General features: G+C 70.0%; 11 protein-coding genes. 5 read left to right on the top strand and 6 right to left on the bottom strand.

Going from position 1 to position 13,887, the window contains the following annotated elements; all coding sequences use genetic code 11:
* Nucleotides 1–405: 405 nt before the first annotated feature.
* The 4 genes from VMR06_RS02020 to gatC all read right to left on the bottom strand — a co-directional run bounded on the left by VMR06_RS02020 (nucleotide 406) and on the right by gatC (nucleotide 4,668).
* Nucleotides 406–1,341 carry a carbohydrate kinase family protein gene (locus tag VMR06_RS02020; protein WP_325372462.1) on the bottom strand — a complete coding sequence of 312 codons (936 nt, stop codon included), beginning with the start codon at nucleotides 1,339–1,341 and terminating at the stop codon, nucleotides 406–408.
* 152 nt (nucleotides 1,342–1,493) lie between these two features.
* Nucleotides 1,494–2,957, bottom strand: a complete 1,464-nt coding sequence (gene gatB / locus VMR06_RS02025) for an Asp-tRNA(Asn)/Glu-tRNA(Gln) amidotransferase subunit GatB (protein WP_325372464.1) — start codon at nucleotides 2,955–2,957, stop codon at nucleotides 1,494–1,496.
* The gene (gene gatA / locus VMR06_RS02030; RefSeq protein ID WP_325372466.1) at nucleotides 2,954–4,384 is read right to left on the bottom strand and encodes an Asp-tRNA(Asn)/Glu-tRNA(Gln) amidotransferase subunit GatA; all 1,431 of its coding nucleotides are present in this window, start codon (nucleotides 4,382–4,384) and stop codon (nucleotides 2,954–2,956) included. The genes gatB and gatA overlap by 4 nt, the downstream gene beginning before the upstream one ends.
* Nucleotides 4,381–4,668 (bottom strand): Asp-tRNA(Asn)/Glu-tRNA(Gln) amidotransferase subunit GatC, encoded by a 288-nt coding sequence (gene gatC, locus VMR06_RS02035; protein WP_325372468.1) that lies wholly within the window; start codon nucleotides 4,666–4,668, stop codon nucleotides 4,381–4,383. The genes gatA and gatC overlap by 4 nt, the downstream gene beginning before the upstream one ends.
* 191 nt (nucleotides 4,669–4,859) lie before the next feature.
* Here gatC and VMR06_RS02040 point away from each other — a divergent pair, with 191 nt between their 5' ends.
* The 5 genes from VMR06_RS02040 (at nucleotide 4,860) to rodA (ending at nucleotide 10,426) form a co-directional block, all read left to right on the top strand.
* Nucleotides 4,860–5,906, top strand: coding sequence for a rod shape-determining protein (locus VMR06_RS02040; RefSeq protein WP_325372471.1), 1,047 nt, complete (start codon nucleotides 4,860–4,862; stop codon nucleotides 5,904–5,906).
* A gap of 104 nt (nucleotides 5,907–6,010) precedes the next feature.
* Complete coding sequence (gene mreC, locus VMR06_RS02045; RefSeq protein ID WP_325372473.1) at nucleotides 6,011–6,952, top strand: rod shape-determining protein MreC; 942 nt, start codon at nucleotides 6,011–6,013, stop codon at nucleotides 6,950–6,952.
* Nucleotides 6,949–7,440 carry a rod shape-determining protein MreD gene (gene mreD / locus VMR06_RS02050; RefSeq protein ID WP_325372475.1) on the top strand — a complete coding sequence of 164 codons (492 nt, stop codon included), beginning with the start codon at nucleotides 6,949–6,951 and terminating at the stop codon, nucleotides 7,438–7,440. The genes mreC and mreD overlap by 4 nt, the downstream gene beginning before the upstream one ends.
* On the top strand, nucleotides 7,437–9,320 hold the full coding sequence (mrdA, locus tag VMR06_RS02055; RefSeq protein ID WP_325372477.1) for a penicillin-binding protein 2: 1,884 nt from the start codon (nucleotides 7,437–7,439) through the stop codon (nucleotides 9,318–9,320). The genes mreD and mrdA overlap by 4 nt, the downstream gene beginning before the upstream one ends.
* Entirely contained in the window at nucleotides 9,317–10,426 is a 1,110-nt protein-coding gene (gene rodA / locus VMR06_RS02060) for a rod shape-determining protein RodA (protein WP_325372479.1), read from the top strand. Before mrdA ends, rodA begins: the two co-directional genes overlap by 4 nt.
* A 63-nt stretch (nucleotides 10,427–10,489) precedes the next feature.
* On the opposite strand, the gene VMR06_RS02065 is transcribed toward rodA, so the two are convergent.
* Nucleotides 10,490–13,405: a PQQ-binding-like beta-propeller repeat protein gene (locus tag VMR06_RS02065; RefSeq protein WP_325372481.1), complete on the bottom strand. Its 2,916-nt coding sequence runs from the start codon at nucleotides 13,403–13,405 to the stop codon at nucleotides 10,490–10,492.
* Nucleotides 13,406–13,527: 122 nt separating this feature from the next.
* Nucleotides 13,528–13,791, bottom strand: a complete 264-nt coding sequence (locus tag VMR06_RS02070; RefSeq protein ID WP_325372483.1) for a hypothetical protein — start codon at nucleotides 13,789–13,791, stop codon at nucleotides 13,528–13,530.
* Nucleotides 13,792–13,887 lie beyond the last annotated feature (96 nt).

The raw sequence follows: 13,887 nt of genomic DNA on the forward strand, positions 1-13,887 counted from the left end.
CAGGCCGAAGAGCTGCCCCGTGTCTGAGCGCCAGCGAGTTGGGGCAGCGTGCCTGGGCGACCGAGAAGCGCAGGGAACCGGCGCGGCGCAGCCGCGCCGGCTCGCGTCAGCGCAGACGGTTTTGGTGACTTTTGACAAGACTAAAGAATGTCCGGGAGACATTCTTGACGTCGCACCAGCGACGGCCCGAAGGGCGGCCGCCAGGGATGGTGGGCCGCCAAAGTCACCCGCTCGCGCAGCGAGCGGAAGCCTTTGATCTGAATTGTTTCCGCTCAGACGTTGCCGAGAAGCCCGTTCCAGAACCCAAGATCAAGCGACTTCATTCGCTCAAGCGCAACAACCGAAGCAGAGCAGAAATCGAAAACGATCCGGCAGATCGGCAAAGAATCCGAAACCGTTGACCGATCAATCCAGCGCGTAGCCGAACTGCTGGCGGAACTGGTCGGCGAACTCGCCGTAGGTGAAGCGCTGGTTCTGCGTGCCGGGATGCTCGACCTTGAGCGCGCCCATCAGCGAGGCCATGCGGCCGACGGTCGGCCAGTCCATACCGTTCATGATGCCGTGGATCAGGCCGGCCCGGTACGCGTCGCCGCAGCCGGTCGGATCGGATACGCGGCGCTCGTGCGCCGGCGGAATCTCGTGGGTCTTGCCGCCGGCGTGGATCAGCGAGCCGCGCGGGCCGCGCGTGACGATGTAGGCCTCGACGCGCTCGGCGATCTGCGCCGGCGTCCAGCCGGTGTTGACCTCGAGCAGCTGCGATTCGTAGTCGTTGACGGTGACGTACTGCGCCTGCTCGATGAATGCGCGGAACTCCTCGCCGTTGAACAGCGGCATCGCCTGGCCCGGATCGAAGATGAAGGGCAGGCCGCGCTCGGCGAACTCGCGCGCATGCTGCAGCATCGCCTCGCGGCCGTCCGGCGCGACGATGCCGAACGTGGCCTCGGGCACGTCGCGCACGTGGTTTTCGTACGAGCGCATCATCGCGCCCGGATGAAACGCGGTGATCTGGTTGTCGTCCAGGTCGGTCGTGATGAACGCCTGCGCGGTGTAGAGGTCGTCGAGCGTCTTGACATAGCGCAGGTCGATGCCGCACTGCGTGAAGTGCGTGCGATACGGCGCGAAGTCCTGACCGACGGTCGCCATCGGCAGCGGATCGGCGCCGAGCAGCTTGAGGTTGTAGGCGATGTTGCCGGCGCAGCCGCCGAACTCGCGGCGCATCCTCGGAACCAGGAACGACACGTTGAGGATGTGCACCTGGTCAGGAAGGATGTGGTTCTTGAACTGGTCCTGGAACACCATGATGGTGTCGTACGCGAGCGAACCGCAGATCAGAGCTGACATGAACGGTGTTGTCCTTCCCCGGATGACGAGAGTGGAGCCGGCGGCCGGCAGCCGCGGGCAAAGCGGCGATTATCGCAGATTGAAGATCGCAGATCGGCGGGCCTTGGATCGCGCGGTGCCGCTCCGCGGCCCGCGCGCCGATGCGGTCGCGCTCACGACGCGGACGGCAGGTCGGCGCCGCTGCCGTCGAGCCGCGTGCGCAGCAAGGCGTTGAGGCGCTGCGGGTTGGCCTTGCCGCCGGTCGCCTTCATGACCTGGCCGACCAGGAAGCCGAGCACCTTGTCCTGGCCGGCGCGGACCTGCGCGGCCTGGGCCGGATGCGCGGCGATCACCTGGTCGATCGCCGCCAGCAGGGCGCCCTCGTCGCTGATCTGGACCAGGCCGCGCGCGGCGATCACCGCATCGGCATCGCCCTCGCCGGCCAGCATCGCCCCGAACACGTCCTTGGCCTGCTTGCCGGAGATCGCGCCTTCTCGCAGACGGCGCAGCAGCAGTGCCAGCGCGGCCGGCGCCAGCGGCGAGCGTTCAATCGGCAGGCCGAGCGTGTTCAGCGCGGCGGCCAGTTCGCCGAGCACCCAGTTCGCGCCGAGCTTGGCCTCGCCCGGCAGCACGGCCAGCACGGCCTCGAAGTAGTCGGACGTGTCGCGGTCGGCGCAGAGCTGGTCGGCGTCCTGCGCCGGCAGGCCGAGCGTCTCGACGTAGCGGCGGCGCCGCGCCTCGGGCAGTTCGGGCAGGCTCATGCGCACCGACTCGACGAGACCGGACGCAATCGCCAGCGGCGGCAGGTCCGGATCCGGAAAGTAGCGGTAGTCGTCGGCCGATTCCTTGCTGCGCATCGAGCGCGTGCGATCCTGGGCCGCGTCGTACAGACGGGTCTCCTGGACGACGGCCCCGCCGCTTTCGAGCACGCGGATCTGCCGCTCGATCTCGTAGGCGATCGCCTTCTCGACGAAACGGAACGAGTTGACGTTCTTGATCTCGGTGCGCGTGCCGAGCGGCGCCTGCGGCGAACGCCGCACCGACACGTTGGCGTCGCAGCGGAACGAGCCTTCCTGCATGTTGCCGTCGCAGATGCCGAGCCAGCGCACCAGCCGGTGCATCGCGCGCAGATAGGCGACCGCCTCGGCCGGCGAGTGCATGACCGGTGCCGAGACGATCTCCAGCAGCGGCACGCCGGCGCGGTTGAGGTCGATGCCGGTCTGCGCCGAGAACGCATCGTGCAGCGACTTGCCGGCGTCCTCCTCCAGGTGCGCGCGCTCGATGCGCACCTCGATCACGCGATCGTCGTCCAGCCGCACCGCCAGGCTGCCGTCGGCGACCACCGGCCGCTCGTACTGGCTGATCTGGTAGCCCTTGGGCAGGTCCGGATAGAAGTAGTTCTTGCGCGCGAACACCGAGACCGGCGCAATCCGGGCGCCGATCGCCAGGCCCAGCGTGACCGCCAGCCGGACCGCCTCGGCGTTGACGCTCGGCAGCGTGCCGGGCAGGCCGACGTCGATCGCCGCGGCCTGCGTGTTCGGCTCGGCGCCGTAGGCCGCCGACGCCCCCGAGAACAGCTTGCTGCGCGTGGCCAGCTGCGCATGGATTTCCAGGCCGATGACCGCCTGCCAGCTCACGGCCGGCCTCCGGGACGGCGCCGGTGCCAGTCGGTGGCCTGCTGGAAGCGATGCGCGGCGGCCAGCAGGCGCGCCTCGGCGAACGCCGGCGCGATCAGCTGCAGACCGACCGGCAGCCCCGCGTGCAGGCCGGCCGGTATCGACAGCGCCGGCAGGCCGGCCAGGTTGACCGCGACCGTGTTGACGTCGGCCGCCGCCATCGCCAGCGGATCGGCGCTCTTCTCGCCGAGCGCGAACGCGGTCGTCGGCGCGGTGGGACCGGCGATCAGGTCGACCTGCGCGAATGCCGCGTCGAAATCGCCGGCGATCAGGCGGCGTGCCTTCTGCGCGCTGAGGTAGTACGCGTCGTAGTAGCCCGCCGACAATGCGAACGTGCCGATCAGGATGCGCCGCCGCACCTCGGCGCCGAAACCTTCGGCGCGGCTGCGCGTGTAGAGGTCTTCGAGGCTGCGCGGATGCGCGCAGCGATGGCCGAAGCGCACGCCGTCGTAGCGCGCCAGATTGCTCGAGGCCTCGGCCGGTGCGATCACGTAGTAGGCCGGAATCGCCAGATGCGCATGCGGCAGGTCGATCTCGACCAGACGCGCACCGAGCCGCTCGTATTCGGCCAGCGCGGCCTGCACCGCGGCACCGACGCCGGCCTCGACGCCGGCGCCGAAGTACGGCCGCGCGACGCCGATGCGCAGGCCGGCCAGCGGCGCGTCGAGCGCGGCGAGGTAGTCCTCGGCCGGCCGTGCGGCGCTCGTGGCGTCGCGCGGATCGTGGCCGGCGATCGCGCCGAGCACGCAGGCGCAGTCCTCGGCGCTGCGCGCGAGCACGCCGGGGCAGTCCAGGCTCGACGCATAGGCGATCAGACCCCAGCGCGAGACGCGCCCGTAGGTCGGCTTGAGGCCGGTCACGCCGCAGAACGCGGCCGGCTGGCGCACCGAGCCGCCGGTATCGCTGCCGGTCGCGAACGGCACGATGCCGGCGGCGACCGCTGCGGCCGAACCGCCCGAAGAGCCGCCCGGCACGCGCGTGGGATCCCAGGGATTGCGGACCGGGCCGTAGTGGCTGGTCTCGTTCGACGAGCCCATCGCGAACTCGTCGAGATTGGTCTTGCCGATCGACACCGCGCCGGCCGCCTGCAGCCGTTCGCCGACCGCCGATTCGTACGGCGGCACGAAGCCGTCGAGCATGCGCGAAGCGCAGGTGGTGCGCAGTCCCGCAGTGCAGAAATTGTCCTTCTGCGCGAACGGGACGCCGGCCAGCGGCGAGGCGTGCGCGCTGCGCGCCGGCACGCGCGTATCGAGGCTGACGAACGCATTGAGGTCGTCGCGCGCCGCGGCGCGCCGACGCGCCTCGCCGGCCAGCGCGTCGGCATCCGTGCGGTTCTCGCGCAGCGCCTCGGCGCAGGCGCGCAGGCCCTCGTCGAGCGGATCGCTCATTCGATGACCTTCGGCACCAGGTACAGGCCGAGTCGCGTCTCGGCGGCGAGCGCGAGCAGGGCCTCGTGCGCGTCGCGCTCGGTCACCGCATCGGCACGCGGCGCCAGCGTCAGACCGAGCGGATGCGCCATCGGCTCGGCCGCGTCGAGCACGGCGTGCCGCAGCTCGCCGACGAGGTCGAGCATGCGCGCGATCTCGCGCTGGAGCGGAGCGATTTCGTCGTCGGCGAGCGCCAGGCGGGCCAGCCGGGCGCAACGCCGCAGGTGATCGGCGTCGAAGGACATGGCCGGGGCGACTCGCGGGATTGGCGAAACCTTAACATATTGCAGAGCAGCGAAGCGCGCCTCGTCTCCCGGTCCGCTCACGTAAACCTTGGCCCCACAAGGCTTTATTAACGCGGCCGCTCCTTGCCTGCACCGGGGGGACTGTCTAGACTGCTCCGCTTTTCCGCCCCTCTTCCTGCCGGCAGCTTTCAATGTTCAAACGCGTTCGTGGCATGTTTTCCAACGATCTGTCGATCGACCTCGGCACCGCCAACACGCTGATCTACGTACGCGGCCAGGGCATCGTCCTCGACGAGCCTTCGGTGGTGGCGATCCGTCAGGATCGCGGACCGGGCGGACCGCGCAGCGTCGCGGCCGTCGGTGCCGAGGCCAAGCGCATGCTCGGCCGCACGCCCGGCAACATCGTCACGGTGCGTCCGCTCAAGGATGGCGTCATCGCCGACTTCTCGATGACCGAGGAGATGCTCAAGCAGTTCATCAAGCGCGCGCACAAGTCGCGGATGTTCCGGCCGAGCCCGCGCGTGCTGGTCTGCGTGCCGTGCGGCTCGACCCAGGTCGAGCGCCGCGCGATCAAGGAATCGGCCGAGAGCGCCGGCGCGCGCGACGTGTTCCTGGTCGAGGAACCGATGGCCGCGGCGATCGGTGCCGGCATTCCGGTCGGCGAGGCGCGCGGCTCGATGGTGCTGGACATCGGCGGCGGCACCTCGGAGGTGGCGGTGATCTCGCTCAACGGCATCGTCTACGCGCAGTCGGTGCGCATCGGCGGCGACCGCTTCGACGAGGCGATCATCAACTACGTGCGCCGCAACCACGGCACGCTGATCGGCGAGGCGACCGCCGAGCGCATCAAGATGGAAGTGGGCTGCGCCTACCCGCAGTCCGAAGTGCGCGAGATCGAGGTGTCCGGTCGCAACCTCGCCGAGGGCGTGCCGCGCATGTTCACGATCAACTCCAACGAGATCCTCGAAGCGCTGCACGAGCCGCTGGCCGGCATCGTCAGCGCGGTCAAGAGCGCGCTCGAGCAGACGCCGCCGGAATTGTGCTCGGACGTCGCCGAACGCGGCATCGTGCTGACCGGCGGCGGCGCGCTGCTGCGCGACCTGGACCGCCTGATCTCCGAGGAGACCGGCCTGCACGTGTTCGTCGCCGACGATCCGCTGACCTGCGTGGCGCGCGGCGGCGGCCGCGCGCTGGAAATGGTCGACCAGCACGGCGGCGACTTCTTCGCGTCGGAGTGATCCGGCATCCGCCGCGCCCGTGACCGGGCGCGGCGGCAGCGGCCCGGCGGCGGCCGCATCGACACAGCATGGCTCCGGCCTGGAATCGGCGACCCGGACATTCGATGGCTCTTGCACCCGGCGACAACGCGACCTTGTTCTCCGCGGGCGCGGCGAGCACGTTGCGGCTGATCGTCTATCTGGCCGCCGCGGCCGTGCTGATGATTCTCGACCATCGCGGCCACTACCTCGAGGCCGTGCGCGGCCATGCCAGCCTGCTGATCGAGCCGCTGTACCGCCTGGCCGCCCTGCCCGCTGACGCGGCGCGCGCGACGCGCACCGCCGTGGCCTCGCAGAGCGCGCTGGCCGCCGAGAACCGCGAGCTGCGCGAGGCGCTGCTGCTGGCGCAGGCGCGCCTCAACCGCGCCGGCGCGCTGGCCGCGCAGAACGAGCGCCTGCAGGATCTGCTCGAGGCGCAGAAGAGCCTGGGTCTGTCGGTGCAGATGGCGAGCCTGCTCGACATCGACATCGATCCGGCGCGGCGCCGCATCGTCATCAACCGCGGCGCGCAGCAGGGCGTCAGCGTCGGCCAGCCGGTGATCGACGCCTCCGGCATCATGGGCCAGGTCGTCGAGGTGCTGCCCAATACCGCGGTCGTGATGCTGCTGACCGATCCGAACCACGCGATCCCGGTCACGATCGAACGCACCGGCCTGCGCACGATCGCCTACGGCGACAAGGACGCGCGCGATCTGCTGGAACTGTCGAACATCCCGACCAGCGCCGACGTCAAGATCGGCGACAAGCTGATCAGCTCCGGCCTCGGCGGACGCTTCCCGGCCGGCTTCCCGGTCGGCGAGATCCGCGACGTGCGCAACGACGACACCGGCATGTTCGCGACCGCGCTGGCGACGCCGGCTGCCGCGATCAGCCGCAGCAGCGAGGTCCTGCTGCTGCACGACTTGCCGCAACCCTATGGCCCGGTGCAGCCGCAGGTCGACGCTTCGGCCCCGCCCGGCGCGGACGCCGCGTCGTCCGAGCCGGCGCAGCCGGAGCCGACGCCGTGAACCGGCTGCGCGCGCAATCGTGGCTGTTCGCCGGCACCGTGCTGCTGGCGATGCTGCTGCAGCTGATGCCGCTGCCGGCGCCGCTGCTGCAGGTCAAGCCGTACTGGCTGGCGCTGGTGCTGATCTACTGGGCGATCGAGACGCCGGACCGGGTCGGTCTCGGCTTCGCGTTCCTGCTCGGCCTCGCCGGCGACGTGCTGGCCGGCCAGCTGCTCGGCGAGCATGCGCTGCGGCTGACGGTGCTGGCGTTCATCGTGCTGCGCTTCCGCGCGCGGCTGCGCTTCTTCCCGGTCTGGCAGCAGACGCTGGCGGTGTTCGCGCTGCTGCTCAACGATCGCATCGTCGTGATGATGGTGCGCGGCTTCTCCGGCGACGCGATGCCGCCGGCCGCGTTCTGGCTGTCGCCGCCGGTCGGTGCGGCGCTGTGGCCGTTCGTGTTCATACTGCTCGACGACCTGAGAGCGCGGCTGCGCGGACGCGAGGCATGAAGCGCGCGCACAAACCGATGAAGGACAATCGCCACGAAGGCGAGTTGTTCCGCCGGCGCGCGGTCGTTGCGTTCGCGCTGGCGCTGTTCGGCATCCTCGGCCTCGGCGCGCGCTTCTACTGGCTGCAGGTGCTGCGCCACGACGACTACAGCGCGCGCGCCGATTCCAACCGCATCTCGATGCGCCACATCGCGCCGTCGCGCGGCCTGATCTACGACCGCAACGGCGTGCTGCTGGCCGAGAACGTCGCCGCGTTCCGGCTCGAGGTGGTCCCCGAGCGCGTCGCCGACATGCCGGCCATGCTCGAAGAGCTCGGCCAGGTGGTCGCGCTCGACCAGGAGGACATCCAGCGCTTCAACACGCTGCGCAAGTCGCGCCGCTCGTACATGAGCGTGCCGCTGCGCATGAAGCTGGCCGAGGAGGAGATCGCGCGCTTCTCGGTCGAGCGCTGGCGCTTCCCGGGCGTGGACGTGGTGCCGTACCTGACGCGCTCCTACCCGCTCGGCAAGGACTTCGGCCACGTCATCGGCTACGTCGGCCGGCTCGACGCCGATGACCTCGCACGCGTCGACGCCGCACGCTACGACGGCACCACGCACATCGGCAAGACCGGCATCGAGCGCTACTACGAGGATCTGCTGCACGGCGAGCCCGGCTACGACCTGGTCGAGGTCAACGCCAACCGGCGGCCGCTGCGCACGCTGGAGCGCACGCCGCCGACCCCCGGCAAGAACCTCTATCTCAGCATCGACGCGCGCCTGCAGCGCGCCGCCGAGGAGGCCTTCGCCGGCGCGACCGGCGCCCTGGTCGCGATCGATCCGCGCAACGGCGAAGTGCTGGCCCTGGTCAGCGTGCCCGGTTTCGACCCGAACCTCTTCGTCAACGGCATCAGCCGCACCGACTACCAGCTGCTGCTGAACGCGCCGGACCGTCCGCTGTTCAACCGCGCGCTGATCGGCACGTTCGAGCCGGGCTCGACGATCAAGCCGTTCATGGCGCTGGCCGGGCTCGAGCTCGGCGTGCGCAAGCGCGGCGACACGGTGTTCTCGAGCGGCGAGTTCCACATTCCCGGCCAGCCGCGCGCGTACCGCGACTGGCGCTCCGGCGGCCACGGCCGCGTCGACGTCGTCGAGGCGCTCGCGCAGTCGGTCAACACGTATTTCTACTCGCTCGCGCTCGACCTCGGCATCGACCGCATGTCGCAGTACCTCGGCCAGTTCGGCTTCGGTGCGCCGACCGGCATCGACCTCGCCGGCGAAGGCCGCGGCATCCTGCCCTCGCGCGAGTGGAAGCGCGGCGCGCAGAGCCAGCCGTGGTTCCCCGGCGAGACCGTGATCGCCGGCATCGGCCAGGGCTACTGGACGACGACGCCGATCCAGCTCGCCCACGCGACCGCGACGCTCGCCGCGCGCGGCGTCGCGCGCCGGCCGCATCTGCTCAAGGCCGTGCAGGACGGCTTCAACGCGCCGGTCGTCGAGGTCGAGCAGCCGCCGGCCGCCGCTTCGCTGATCCGCGATCCGGCCAACTGGGCGCTCGTCGAGCAGGGCATGGTCGCGGTCGTCAACGGACCGTCCGGCACCGCACGCCGGATCGGCGAGGACGCGCCCTACCGCATCGCCGGCAAGACCGGTACCGCACAGCGCTTCTCGCGCACCGAGTCCAACGAACAGGCGCTCTCGGCGCTCGATGCGCGGCAGAAGTACAAGGCCCTGTTCGTCGCCTACGCGCCGGTCGAGGAACCGCGCATCGCGCTCGGCCTGGTGCTCGAGTTCGCGGCCAGCGGCTCGGGCGACGCGGCGCCGCTGGCGCGGCGCGTGCTCGACGCCTGGTTCGCCACCGCGGCCACGCCGGTCCAGCCGAGCGGAGCGGCCGCCCCATGATCGCCGCCCTGCGCCAGGCCGCCCACCGCTGGCTGTGGCGGCTGATGCACCGGCCGCGACTGGACTATCCGCTGCTCGGCGCGATCGCGCTGCTCGGCGCGATCGGACTGGCGACGCTGTACAGCGCCGACCCGCACCTGGTCGTCAACCAGACCGTGCGCTTCGCGCTCGGCGGCGCGTTGATGCTGCTGATCTCGCGCATCCCGCCGAGCACGCTGCGCAACTGGACGCCGTGGATGTACGCCGGCAGCATCGCGCTGCTGGTGCTGGTCGCCCTGCTCGGCGAGGGTCGCGGCGCGCACCGCTGGCTCGATCTGAAGTTCGTACGCTTCCAGCCGTCCGAGCTGCTCAAGCTGACGATGCCGATGATGATGGCCTGGTATCTGAACCGCCGGCCGCTGCCGCCGGACTGGACCACGCTGGCGGTCGCGGCCGCGCTGATCGCCGTTCCGGCCGGCCTGATCGCCGAGCAGCCCGACCTCGGCACCGCGCTGCTGATCGTCGCCAGTGGCCTGTTCGGCATCTTCCTCGCCGGCCTGTCGTGGTGGCGGATCGGCCTGATCGGCGGCAGCGTGGCCGCGGCCGCGCCGGTCGCCTGGATGTTCATGCACGAGTACCAGCGCAACCGCGTGCGCATGCTGCTCGACCCCGATTCCGATCCGCTCGGCCTGGGCTGGCACATCATCCAGTCCAAGATCGCGGTCGGCTCCGGCGGCGTCTGGGGCAAGGGCTGGCACCGCGGCACGCAGTCCCAGCTCGACTTCCTGCCCGAGCACACCACCGATTTCGTGTTCTCGCTGTACTCCGAGGAGTTCGGCCTGGTCGGCGTCGCGCTGCTGCTGGCGCTGTACCTGTTCATCATCGGCCGCAGCCTGTGGATCGCGGCCAATGCCAAGGACACCTACTCGCGCCTGCTGGCCGGCGCGATCAGCCTGTCGTTCTGCGTCTACGTGATCGTCAACGGCGGCATGATCAGCGGCATGCTGCCGGTGGTCGGCGTGCCGCTGCCGCTGATGAGCTACGGCGGCACCTCGGCGGTCTCGCTGCTGGCCGGCTTCGGCGTGCTGATGTCGATCCACGCGCATCGCAAGATGGTCGCGCGCTGAGACCGTCGAGCGGTCCTCCGTCGCATGACGGAAGACCGCATCGCTCACGTCAGCCGGGCCGGCTCATTCGAAATCGTCGGCGAAGTAGCGGTCGGTGACCCACCACGCCACGGCGGCGTTGTTGCGCAGGTCAGCCTCGAAGAAACCGTACGGCGCATAGGCCTCAGCGACGAAGCGCGTCGCCGGCAGCAGCGGTGCACGCAGCGACGCGGTCAGGCTCGCCACGGCGCCCGGCGCCAGATCCAGCTGCAGACGGATGCCGGTGGGCGTCGGAATCGCCTGGCACGAACCGATACCGGTCACGACGCAGCTCGGCGCCGTCTCGATCGAGACCTCGGTGAAACCGGGCACGCTGGTCGCGTGACTGAACCGGACGAACGCCGTGGCCTGGACGCTCTGCTCGCCGGCATGGCGAAGCTCGGCGCTCAGATCGAGCGTCGAGGCTCCGGACGTCACGGACGGTGCAAGCGACAACGCCATCGACAGGTCGCCGCGCAGGCCCTGCGCCGGTGCGACGAGCCGGCCGACCCAGGGGCGCCGGCTCTCGCCGGGGCGATGGACCAGGCCGTAGGCGAGCAGGCTTCCGTCGGGCAGCCGCCGGGCGATCCGCGCATCGTCGTCCGCGACCGCTTCGTCGACCTCCGGCTGCGTGGACAGCATCGTGCCTTCGATGAAGCGGCCGTCTGCGGCATCGAAGCGCGACACGAACCGTCGCGATGCCGAGGCCTGCACGACGTCGACGACGCCGGCGTCGGCGGCGACCACCTCCACGGGCAGCGCGAGCGCACGCGTCGAGGACTCGTCCAGGCGCACGATCCAGCGCTCGGCGCCGGAGTGCCGGTCCAGCCGCACCAGCGCTCCCCTGCCGTCCTCATCGGCGATTCCCGCACCGCCGACGTACAGGTCGCCGTCGCTTCCGACCCGCGCCGAGCGGAAATCCACGTTCGGATCGCTCGACACGTAGCGCCAGCGCAAGCTGCCGTCGGTCAGCGAGAAGGCGACGACTTCGCGATCGAGCGTGGCCAGATACCCTTCGTCTTCGTGCTGCGCCAGCAACCAGCTGTCGCTGCGGGCCAGCGACGGATTGGACCAGAGCACCGAGCCGTCCGCCCCCGCATGGCGGCGCGGGCCCTGACGCTGCGTCGCGCCCTGCGGTTCTCCCGTGACGAGGAGATCGTCGCCGACCGGCCAGAAGCCGACCGGACTGGCGTAACGCGCCGACATCTCCAGCGGAAGCTGCCAGACCTGCCCGGAGCCCGCGTCGAGCTTCCTGACCCAGCGCCGATAGAGCCCCGGCCAGCCGGTGTCCTCCACGTTGGAAACGACGACGTTGCCTGCGCCGTCCTCGGCCAGCTCGAGCGTGTTCGCGGCTGCCAGTGCGCCCCAGAACGACTGCTGCCAGCGCGGCTGCCCACTTGCGTCGTACTGCACCACCTGCATCTGGCGCGAAGCGGCGCTGTGCAGCATCGCGGCGAAATCACCGCCAGCAAGGCGCAGGACCTTGGCGGAATCGAACGGTGCGGACCCTGCCGGGACCGGCAGCACGCGCTCGAGCAGCATCGATCCGGCCGGATCGATCCGCTTGACGCGAATCTGCTGCATGTCCTGGACGTTCTCAATCGAGGCGACCAGCAGCGATTGCGCGTCCACCGCTGCGTCCACGGTTGCCGTCTGCGGCACCGGCGGATAGCTGACGCCCAGCGTCTGACCGCTGGCGGCCTGAATGCGTGCGATGCCGTTGACGCACGCGATCAGCGGCAGACAATCGGCGCCGGCCACGCGCACGACATCGCCCGACACGAGCAGATCGCGAGGATGGAAGACCCGGCCGGCGGTCGATGCCGCCAAGACGGCATGCCAGATCGACGCGCCGCTCGCAAGGTCGATGCGGTCGGCGAAACCGGACGCGCCGGACGCGTCCACGCCGGCCAGGATGGCGACGTCGGCTGTGGTCTCGATCAACGCGTATCGGGCATCGAGCGTGCGCGACCAGCGCATCTGTCCGGTCGCCGGATCGAGGCATCGCATCGCAGGCCCCTCGTCGGCATCGCGCACGCCCAGCACACAGTCGCCGGCGATCCGCAGCGACGACCAGTTCCCCGGTACGGACCACAGCGGATGGCCGTCGGCGGCGTCGAACTTGCTCAGGCCGGGCGATGCGGCCGAACTATTCGCGAAGTAGACGCCATCCCCGGTGACCACGCCCTGCTCGTATCCCGGCGCGTCCAGGGCATTCGCCGGCAGCCCGATGTTCCAGAGCACCGATAGATCCGGCGCCAATCTGACGAGACGCTGGAACCCGTTCGCCGAGCCGATGCCGCACAGCATCGACACGTAGAGATGGTCGGAGGCATCAGTCCCGATCGGCACCGCACGGCAGTCCGCCTCGGCCTGCTCCAGCTCGCGCTGCGCGCGTATCGCGCCGGTCTGGCCGTCCGCCCGCATGATCACGCCCTTCGTCACGGAAGCCGGGACGTCGTAGCGAACCTGAGCCAGCGCGAGATCGCCATTGTCGAAGGCGCGAACGTAGGTCGGCCAGGCAAGCCCAGCGGGAATCGCACGCGACCACAGCAGATGGCCATCGGCGGAGAACCGCGTCGCACCGCCGTGCGTCAGCCAGGCGCCGCCGCCGGACGAACCGCCCGCCAGAAGTTCCGCGTCCGGGCGGATGCTGTGCTGAAGGCCGACGCTGCGGCTCCACACCACCGCATCATCCGATGCGGCATGTCGCGCGAGCGTGGCGTGTCCGGCCGTGTCGATGGCGAACGAATAGAAATCACCGCCGCTGGCCGGACTCAACCGCATCGATCGCGATGGATATCCCATCAGTGACAGGAAAAGCGGATCGGGAATATCGATACCGGGGGCGAACACCGGATCGAACAGCGTTTCCCACACGACCTGTGACGCCGATGCGCTCACCGCGCCGGTCAGCAGCCATACGGCGGCCATACGTGCCGCTTGTCGGTGCATCTTCATGAGATTTCCCCCTGGCAAAGCGTCAGTGAACCTATTGGCATCGAGGCAGCCCGCGTTCCGTTGCAACGTCGCTCCAGGCACTGCCCGCTCGGGCCATCATGGACGAAAAGCCGGCACGATGGTCATCGCCCGCCGGCCGATGCGAGCCCGGACGACCGGCCACGCCCCACTCGCATCAGTCCAAATCCGCCGAGAAGATCAGGTCCGTGACCAGCGTGCGCTCGGCGATTGTCGCGCACCTGCGTCTCGAACCATCCGTACGGCGCATAAGCCTCGGTGATCACGGAGACGATCCCCTCGACGAGCACACGAACCGTGGCGGTCAGCCGCACCGAAGCCCCCGGGAAAAGCGCAAGCGTCACTCTAATACCGGCGGGTGTGCTCATCGCATCGCAAGTGCCGCCGCCGATGACTTCGCAACGGGATCGGATGCGCCCAGACGGCCGTACTGCGCCGGAACCACGGGTCTCCCCACTATCGTG

It is taken from the genome of Dokdonella sp. (assembly GCF_035511235.1).
Taxonomy (GTDB): domain Bacteria; phylum Pseudomonadota; class Gammaproteobacteria; order Xanthomonadales; family Rhodanobacteraceae; genus Dokdonella.